A 4,035-nucleotide genomic window follows, 5' to 3' on the forward strand; every position below is an offset into this window, starting at 1 on the left:
AACAGGCGAAGCGCACGGTGTTCTGCGAGGACGCGTTGGCGTGGTTGGACGCACGGCCCGTGCTGGAGGGGTGTTCGGTGGTGGCGTCGCTGCCGGACGTGTCCGAGTTCCCCTCGCTCACGGTGTCCCAGTGGAAGGACTGGTTCGTGGGCGCGGCGACGAAGGTGTTGTCGCGGGTGCCGGAGGACGGGGTGGCGGTGTTCTACCAGTCCGACGTGAAGAAGGACGGGGCGTGGGTGGACAAGGGCTACCTGGTGTCCAGGGCGGCGGAGGCCGCGGGGTGCGAGACGCTCTGGCACAAGGTGGTGTGTCGCCGGCCGCCGGGGACGGTGACGTTCGGGCGGCCCGCGTACTCGCACCTGCTGTGCTTCAGCCGGGGGCTGAAGGCGGACCCGGGGAGGTCCACCGCGGACGTGCTGCCGGAGCCCGGCGAGGTGACGTGGACGCGCGGCATGGGGATGGCCGCGTGTCTGGTGGCGTGCCGCTTCATCCTGGAGCAGACGCGCACGCGCACGGTGGTGGATCCGTTCTGCGGCCACGGCACCGCGCTCGCGGTGGCCAACGCGCTGGGGCTGGACGCGGTGGGCGTGGAGCTCAGCCGCAAGCGCGCGCGCCGGGCCCGCAACCTCCAGGCGACGTGGAAGGGCGGCGCGCTGGTGCTGTCCGGCACGGGCGGCGGGGACGGGGACCGGGAGGACTGACGGCTCAGGCCGCCTGCGCTGAGTCGAGCGCCGCCGCCACGTCCCGCTCCAGCACGTTCAGGAACGACTCGAACAGGCGCTCCTCCAGCGCGAGCGCGGGCTCCAGCGTGGCGCCCACCTTCTCGAGCCTCGCGTGGCAGGCGTCCTCGATGGTGCGCCGGTGGCCCTGCTCCTCCGTCACCACCCGCCCCATCTCCTCGCGCACCGCCGGGTGCCGCGTCGCCGCCTTGTAGAGCGGGTAGAGCACCATCGCCCGGCGCTCCACCACCGCGGTGGTGAGCAGGTAGTGCAGGTGCACGTCCGCCGCGCCCGTCACCTGCGTGGCCCACGCCGCCAGCTCCCGGTCCAGCGACTGGAACCACGTGGCCGCCGCGCCCGCGCTCAGGAACTCCGTCTGCGTCACCTCGCGGCCCGCCACTTCGCACGCCAGCCGCTTGAAGGTGAACGCGTGGCGCGTCTCGTCCGCCAGGTGCCCCAGCACCTCCAGCGTCGGGTGCCGGTCCGCCACCGTGCGCGAAATCTTCCGCGCCCCGGTGAACTCCAGCAGCGACAACGTATTCAGCCACCGCACCTCCACGTCGGAGGACCGGACCAGCTGCCGCAACACCGTCTGGATTCTGTCACGCATGGGCGCCCCCTCTATCGCGCCCCGCGTGTCCCCCCAAGCCCGTAACGCACGCGGGCACCCGGGCCACGCCACGCGGACTGCCCAACAATGGCGGCGCGGCGCGGTTTGACCCGGAGCCCTCCGGTCGCCTTTGCTTCGTGTCTCGTCAGGCTGTGCTTGGTGCAGGGGGGTGACCAGCATGCCGCATCGCGAAGACAGCCATTCGTCCGGGCCTTGCCCTGTCCGGCCTCGCGCGGCCTCCCCCGCAACGCCGCCCCACGCCCGCGTGAAGACCCTGCCCGTGTCCTCCAGCGTCGGCGTGACGGCCTTCCGCCGTTGGATGCGCGCGCAGGACGCGAGCCGCATCCTCGCCTCCGAGCGCCTGGGGACGTGCGCGGGTCGCATCCTCGGCTGCACCGCGCTCATCGCCTTCGTCGCCTGGGCTCCAGGGGTGCGCGGCTTCTTCGCCCTGCCCTTCTCCACCGCGCTCGCGTGCTTCCTGCCGGTCGCCGTCAACGGGCTGGCCTTCTGCGCGGTGCACTCGGGCCGCACGCGGCTGACCCCGCGGAGCTGGCTGTGGCGGCTGCCGTCGCTTTCGCTGGCGCACTTCTTCCTCGCGAGCCTGATGGCGCTCGCCGCGCTGCCGGGGGCGTTCGTCCTGGGCGTGCTGCTCATCGCCACCACCGCCCTGCACGGCCGGCGCTACCGGGTGACGTGGCGCGAGCCCTTCCTCGCGGTGGGCACGCTCGTGGCGCTCGCGTGCGCCCTGCCGCTGCGCGCAAGCCCGGACCACGCGGTGCTCTTCGCCATCGTGGGCCCCGCGGCCCTCTTCGCCGAGCTGTCCCTGGGACAGCTCGCCGTGCGGTACGACCAGGCCCGCGCCGACGCGGAGCGCCTGCGCGCCGCCGTGCACGCGCAGCTCATCGAGCAGCAGGAGCGCGACGTGGGCCAGCTCACCCAGGCGATGGCGGAAATCCTGCGCCACCACCAGGACATGGAGCAGGCGCTGCTCCACGCGGGCAGCGCGGCGGACATGATGGCCGCGTTCGGCGTGCAGCGCGGCCCCCTGGCGCGCACCGAGTTCGAGGACCAGGCCCGCCAGCTCCAGGACAGCCTGCGGCAGCTCCAGGAGATGGTGAAGGAGGTGCGCGCCAAGGGCCGCCGCTTCGTCGGCGCGGAGCCGGAGGCCGTGGCGCTGGGGCCGGTGCTGGAGTGCGTGCAGGCCCACGTGGCCCTGAGGTTCCCGGACGTGGACATCCACGTCTGGGTGGATCCGCCGTGCCCCGCCCGCGCGCTGCTGCGGGGCGGGCCGCTCACGCTGCGGCGGGTGGTGGAGAACCTGGTCGTCAATGCCTGCGAGGGCAACGGCGAGCAGGGCGCTTCGCGCGTCTTCATCCGCGCGCGCACCGAGCCGCTCAGCGGACGGCTGGAAGTGGAAATCGAGGACGACGGACCCGGCTTCCCCCCGGAGCGGCTCAACGCGCCGGCGGAGGAGCTGTACACGACCAAGCCCCAGGGAACGGGGCTGGGCCTCTACACCAGCGAGTGCCTGCTGCGCGCCAGCGGGGGCCTGCTGCATCGCCACAACGGGCCGGGCGGCGGTGCCCTGCTTCGCATCCTGCTGCCCCGGGAGTACCAATGAAGGCCCTGAGCGCCCTCCACGACACGCACCCCGTCCCACTGGAGCCAGAGCCGAGCGACGTGGTGGCCTACCACGAGGCCCTGGCCGAGCGCGGACTCGCCCGCTTCGGCCCCGGCCCCCGGGTGCACTGCCACACGGGCCTCGTGGACCGGCTGCCGCCCCCGGGCATGCAGGCACCGGAGCTGCGCAAGCGCCTCAAGGCCTCGCAGGAGATGCTGCTCGCGGAGCTGGCGCGCGCCATGGGCGCCTTCCCGGACGGCGGGGACGTGCTGGAGGTGGGCACGGGCCTGGGCGGCGGCGCGCTGTACTGGGCGCAGGAGCACCGGGCGACGGTGACGTCGCTGTTGAGCGTGCCCGCGCACGTGGAGCAGGTGCGCGGGTACGCGCACGAGGCGGGCGTGGGGGGCCGCATCCAGCCCCTGCTGTGCACGGCGGAGGGCCTGCGGAGCCTGAGGTGCTTCGACGCCATCATCGCCGTGGAGAACGCGTGTCCGGTGCCCCGCTCGCAGTGGCTGCGCGGCGCGCGCACCTGGCTCAAGCCGGGCGGCCTGCTGGCCATCGCGGACTGCTTCTGGGTGCGCCCGGGCTCCGTGCACCCGTCCGGCGATATGTGGCGCACGCACCTGGGCAGCGTGAGCGGGTTCCTCGACGCCGCGCGGAGGGCAGGCCTGGAGCTGGAGGTGCACGACAACGTGTCCTCGCGCGCGGTGGGCTTCTGGACGCTGACGTCGGAGCTGCTCGTGCACGAACACATGGCCCGCGCCACCGACGCGCGAGGCCTGCGCGCCGCGCTCAACGCCGTGCGGGTGGAGTCGCAGCGCGAGCACCTGTGGCTCCAGCAGGGGCTGCTGGATGGCAGCCTGGAGTACGCGCTGCTCGTGCTGCGCCGCGAACACTGACGCCTGCCTTCGGGCGGGCGGGATGGCGAGCCTCCTTCCGCCGGCCACCCGGGCGAGCAGCCCGGCGATATTGGACGTTCGGGACGATGCCCCCGCGCCGCGTCACTCCCAGCCTTGGGTTCATCACATCCAAGGGAGGATTGGACATGGCGAACTACAAGCGATGGCTGGTGGCGGGGGCGGCGG

4 protein-coding genes are annotated in these 4,035 nt (G+C 73.4%); 3 read left to right on the plus strand and 1 reads right to left on the minus strand.

What is annotated here, in order from left to right:
- On the plus strand, positions 1-701 hold a 701-nt coding region (locus D7V97_RS40800; RefSeq protein ID WP_120615954.1), incomplete at its 5' end, for an SAM-dependent methyltransferase.
- Between the two features lie 4 nt (positions 702-705).
- On the opposite strand, the gene D7V97_RS40805 is transcribed toward D7V97_RS40800, so the two are convergent.
- Entirely contained in the window at positions 706-1,329 is a 624-nt protein-coding gene (locus tag D7V97_RS40805; protein ID WP_120615955.1) for a hypothetical protein, read from the minus strand.
- Positions 1,330-1,609: 280 nt separating this feature from the next.
- Between D7V97_RS40805 and D7V97_RS40810 the strand changes: the two genes are divergently transcribed.
- Complete coding sequence (locus tag D7V97_RS40810; protein ID WP_368669014.1) at positions 1,610-2,950, plus strand: sensor histidine kinase; 1,341 nt, start codon at positions 1,610-1,612, stop codon at positions 2,948-2,950.
- A complete protein-coding gene (locus D7V97_RS40815) occupies positions 2,947-3,849 on the plus strand; it encodes a cyclopropane-fatty-acyl-phospholipid synthase family protein (RefSeq protein ID WP_120615956.1) in 903 nt (300 codons plus the stop codon). Before D7V97_RS40810 ends, D7V97_RS40815 begins: the two co-directional genes overlap by 4 nt.
- The last annotated feature ends 186 nt before the right edge of the window (positions 3,850-4,035 follow it).

The organism is Corallococcus sp. CA053C, assembly GCF_003611675.1.
Classification (GTDB): domain Bacteria; phylum Myxococcota; class Myxococcia; order Myxococcales; family Myxococcaceae; genus Corallococcus.